The organism is Pseudonocardia sp., assembly GCF_025965585.1.
Lineage (GTDB): Bacteria > Actinomycetota > Actinomycetes > Mycobacteriales > Pseudonocardiaceae > Pseudonocardia.
The window spans coordinates 1-4,390 of sequence record NZ_JAOPWR010000016.1 but is presented as its reverse complement, the minus strand read 5'-3'; the positions used below and the strand labels follow the sequence as shown (position 1 = coordinate 4,390).

Annotated in this window: 5 protein-coding genes and 1 pseudogene; 1 reads left to right on the top strand and 5 read right to left on the bottom strand. The window is 72.8% G+C overall.

The features are described 5' to 3' along the window. The 5 genes and pseudogenes from JWR81_RS00830 to JWR81_RS00810 form a co-directional block, all read right to left on the bottom strand. Positions 1-264, bottom strand: a pseudogene (locus JWR81_RS00830) (urate oxidase); the annotation flags it as partial. A gap of 1 nt (position 265) precedes the next feature. Next, positions 266-580: a hydroxyisourate hydrolase gene (uraH, locus tag JWR81_RS00825; protein WP_297645413.1), complete on the bottom strand. Its 315-nt coding sequence runs from the start codon at positions 578-580 to the stop codon at positions 266-268. Further along, the gene (uraD, locus tag JWR81_RS00820; protein WP_297645411.1) at positions 577-1,047 is read right to left on the bottom strand and encodes a 2-oxo-4-hydroxy-4-carboxy-5-ureidoimidazoline decarboxylase; all 471 of its coding nucleotides are present in this window, start codon (positions 1,045-1,047) and stop codon (positions 577-579) included. Before uraD ends, uraH begins: the two co-directional genes overlap by 4 nt. A 26-nt stretch (positions 1,048-1,073) precedes the next feature. Further along, positions 1,074-2,660, bottom strand: coding sequence for a peptide chain release factor 3 (locus JWR81_RS00815; RefSeq protein ID WP_297645408.1), 1,587 nt, complete (start codon positions 2,658-2,660; stop codon positions 1,074-1,076). Positions 2,661-2,768: 108 nt separating this feature from the next. Beyond that, complete coding sequence (locus JWR81_RS00810; protein WP_297645405.1) at positions 2,769-3,599, bottom strand: hypothetical protein; 831 nt, start codon at positions 3,597-3,599, stop codon at positions 2,769-2,771. Positions 3,600-4,009: 410 nt separating this feature from the next. Here JWR81_RS00810 and JWR81_RS00805 point away from each other — a divergent pair. Next, positions 4,010-4,390, top strand: a 381-nt coding sequence (locus JWR81_RS00805; RefSeq protein WP_297645403.1) for a hypothetical protein, incomplete at its 3' end; no start/stop codon positions are given.

The following is a 4,390-nucleotide window of genomic DNA, read 5'->3' as shown; positions in this document are numbered from 1 at the left end:
GACGAAGTGGTGGGCCAGCGTCAGCGCGAACGACTCGATCGACTCGAGCCCCTTCGACTTCGCGAACGCGTACGCGGTGTTCTTCTGGGTGTCGGTGGGCAGCACCCGCGACTGGTCGCCGTGCAGGTGCGCCGCGGAGAAGTCGCCGCGCAGCGCACTGGAGACGTTCACGTCGCGGATCTCGTGGCGCGGGGTGTCGCGGTAGATCCGGACGAGGCGGCTCTCCGCCTTCCCGTACTGGTTGGGCCCGAGCACGATTCCCATGTCAGCTCCCGCGGTAGGTGGAGTAGGCGAACGGCGACAGCAGCAGCGGCACGTGGTGGTGTTGCGCCGGATCGGTGACGGTGAACGCCACGGTCACCTCCGGGTAGAAGGCCGTGGTGCCGGTGGCGGCGAACCAGGTGCCCGTGTCGAAGGTCAGGCGGTAGGTGCCCGCCCGAGGGAGGTCCAGCCCGGTGACCCTGCCGTCGGCGTCGGTGACGGCGTCCGCGAGCACCGCGGACCCCTGCTCCAACCGGACGGGGACACCCACCGCCGGCCGCCCCGCCGCGGCGTCGAGGACGTGGGTGGACAGGCTCATCCGAACAGCCTGCCCAACCGGATCCGGTTGATGGCGGCCAACTCGGTCAACGCGACGTCACGTTCGGTGGCGGGGTCGTTGCCGAGCCGGACATGCAGGGTGCCGAGGAGGTCCTCGGCACTGCGACCGCTCGCACACACCAGGTAGCGGTGCCCGAACCGCTCCTCGTAGGCACGGTTGCCCGCGGCCAGCGCGGCGCGCACGTCGTCGCCCGCCGACCCGACGGCGGCCTGCTCGCGCGCGGACGCACCGGACCCCACACGGTCGCCGATGCGGGGGTGCCCGGCCGTCGCCGCGTCGAGGTCGGCGTCGGTCAGCGCCGCGGCGGCGGCGTCCTGCAGCGCGTCAGCGGAGGCGTAGGGCCGCCCGGCCGCCACCTGCGCGGCCCACCGCGGCGCCGCGCAGACCGCCAGCAGCTCCTGCTCCGCGGCGTCGGACGTGAGGGCGTTGAACGCGTCGGGTGTCACCGGCGACCCGCCTCCGAGGGCACGGGTCAGTGGTCCGCGGAGCCGGCGGGCAGCGGGTCCAGGCGCATGTCCGGGTACTTGCGGCGGAACGTCTCCAGCCGCCACTTGTTGACGAACACCGCCAGCAGCGCGCCGTCGGAGCGGCGCTCCAGGACCTCCACCTCGGCCTGGTCGGCGAGCAGCTCGGCGCCCTCGGCATCGGTGCGCCGGGTGATCGAGTAGCCCAGCGTGTCCAGCAGGACGGGCGCACCGAACTCGTCGGCCATCCGGCTCGAGACCACCTCGAACTGCAGCGGTCCGACGGCGGCGAGCACCGGGCTCTGGTCGCCACGCAGGTCCGAGCGCAGCACCTGGATGACGCCCTCGGAGTCGAGCTGCTCGATTCCGCGGCGGAACTGCTTGAACCGCCCGGCGTCGGCGCCTCGGGCCACCGAGAAGTACTCCGGCGAGAAGCTCGGAATGGCCGGGAACTGCACGGGATCGGCCTCGTAGAGCGTGTCGCCCGGACGCAGCGCACCGGCGTTGACCAGGCCGACGATGTCGCCCGGGAACGCCTCCTCCACCGTGGTGCGCTGCTGGCCGAAGACGGCCTGCGCGTACTTCGTGGCGAACGGGCGCCCGGTGGCCGCGTGGGTGAGCACCATGCCCCGCTCGAACCGGCCCGACGCGATGCGGACGAACGCCATGCGGTCGCGGTGGGAGCGGTCCATGCCGGCCTGCACCTTGAACACGAGCCCGGCGAGCGGGGTGTCGAGCGCACGCGGGTTGCCGTCGGCGTCCTCGCGGGGCTCCGGGGCGGGCGCGAGGTCCACCAGCGCGTCGAGCAGCCGCCCGACGCCGACGCCCTGGATGGCCGCGCCGAACAGCACGGGGGTGGCGGTGCCGGCGAGGAAGTCCTTCTCGTCGAACCCGGCGCCGATCTCCTCCAGCAGCGCGATCTCCTCCTGCGCGACAGGCCAGTGGTCGGGCTCCTCCGCGGCGGCCTGCTCGCCGGGCACGATCGTGACCTCGCCGCGCGTGGCTCCGCCCGCGGTGCGCGTGTAGCGGCGCAGCTCCCCCGTCTCGACCTCGACGACGCCGCGCAGGTCGCCGGCGATGCCCAGCGGCCACGTGATCGGCATCGGCCGCAGCCCGATCGTCTGTTCCACCTCGTCGAGCAGCTCCAGCGCCTCGCGGCCGGGGCGGTCCCACTTGTTGACGAACGTGAGCACCGGGATCCCCCGGGCGCGGCAGACGTCGAACAGCTTGAGCGTCTGCGGCTCCAGGCCCTTCGCGGCGTCGAGCAGCATCACCGCGGCGTCGACGGCGGCGAGGACGCGGTAGGTGTCCTCGGAGAAGTCGCCGTGACCGGGGGTGTCGAGCAAGTTGATCACATGGTCGCGGTAGGAGAACTGCAGCACCGCGGACGTGATGGAGATGCCGCGCTTGCGCTCCATCTCCATCCAGTCCGACGTGACGCCGGCGCGCCCGGACTTGCCGTGCACGGCGCCCGCGGTGTCGATCGCCGACGCGTGCAGGGCCAACGCCTCGGTCAGCGTCGACTTGCCGGCGTCGGGGTGGCTGATCACCGCGAACGTCCGGCGCCGGGCGGCCTCGTTCGACACGCGGGTCACCGCTTCACCACTCTCTGATCGGGAGACTCCAGAGTACGGCCCGCCCGATCGGAGACGCCGCCCGATCACCGGTGTCCCCCGTTACCGGTGTGTCAGCTGACCGGTGTCTCAGCTCACCTTCGCCGCGAGCGCCACCGCGAGCCTGCAGTTCGCCGCGTCCGTGGCGAACCCGACCGTCCCGCTGTCGTCGACGCCGATCTGGGGCACCGACGCCGCGCCGTCGCCGGCGGCGGTCGTGGACACGTAGACCAGCGTGTCGCCGCGCCGCACCAGCGCACCGGCCGAGCCCAGCATGTCCCCCGTGGTGCAGAACGCCTCGTCGCCCGCCTGGACGTCCGGGCCGAGGTAGCCGTCGGTGGAGACCGAGAGCCCGTTGCCCCGCTCCTCGGTGGTGCCCTTGGCGGTGGTCTTCTCCTGCGCGAACCGGGCGGTGGCGTCGGCACCGGAGTACCGGGCGATGCGTGCCAGCCTGCCCGAGGAGTCGCCGCTCTCGACGGCCCAGCACGTGGTGGGGGCGCCGGCCAGCACCCGGGAGTCGAGCACGGGCGCGGCCATCGCCCCGATGCCGCCGCCGAGCTGGACGAGGTCGTAGCTACCGCCCAGCGCGGCGTCCACATCGGCGGCAGCGACGGCGTCGCAGCCTGCGCCCGTGCCGCCCGCGAGGCCGCCGACCTTGTCTGCGATGCCGCCGACCAGCCTGGTCACCGCGAAGCCTGCCACCACGACCAGCACCACGAACACGGCCGCGGCGATCAGCAGGATCCTGCCGGTCGAGCTCTTGCGGGGTGGGCCGGGCGGGGGCCCGGCCTGCTGCGGCGGCGGCCCGTAGGGCGGCTGCCCGCCGCCCGGGCCGTGGGGCTGCGGATAGGGCTGCTGGGGGTAGGGCTGCTGCCGGGCGAAGCGGGGGTCCTGGGGCGGCGGCCCGTACGGGGCGTTCATGGTGGCTCCTCGTCCCTGCGCGGGTCGACTCTGCGGGCCCCACGGGCCCGGTCCACCGTGAATCCTGTCGGGCGGACGGGACGAACGGGACTACCGGCGCGGAGAGGTTCCCACGACACGCGGGTAGGCGAACATCACCTGTCGGCAACTGTGCCGCGACCAGGCAGGGCGCTCGCACCGTTGAATTTGCCGTCTCCTAACCCTGTTTAACCCTGTTCTTGCTGTTCCGCCAAGGCATTTCCTCATGAATCCGACATTCTGCGGGAGACGACGTCAACTGATCGGTCGAATTGTGTCACCATCTCGTTCACCAGGCGTTGGTCTCGATGTTGAGGACATGGTCGAACCAGGCCGGAATGGGGTCGAGAACTGTGCTCGGGTTGGATCGTCCGCTGTCGGCGGGCCTGCGGTTGACTGATCTTCTGCTGAACCTGGACGAGGTCTGCGCGGAGCTGAGGGACCGCGTGCTCGCCCGGGAATGGCTGGACGCTTTTCTGCTGGCGTCCGCAGCGGTGCAGATCGTCGAGGACTACCTGCAGCCCGACACCGCGGCCCGCAGGGCGGAGAAGATGCTGGCCGGCCTGCCGGGGCGGGCAGCGGGGACCGCGGCGGACGGCGGGGAGTGGCTGCGCCGCACCCGCAACCGGTCGTGCCTCGCGTGGCTGCCTGCCGCGCAGGCGCTCCGCGACGAGCTCGCCGACGTGGTCATGACGGGGCGTCCCGGACCGCGGACCGGCGGGACCACCGCACGGGTCGTCGCCGCGGCCGCCGCGTTCCCCGCGGCCGCCCGC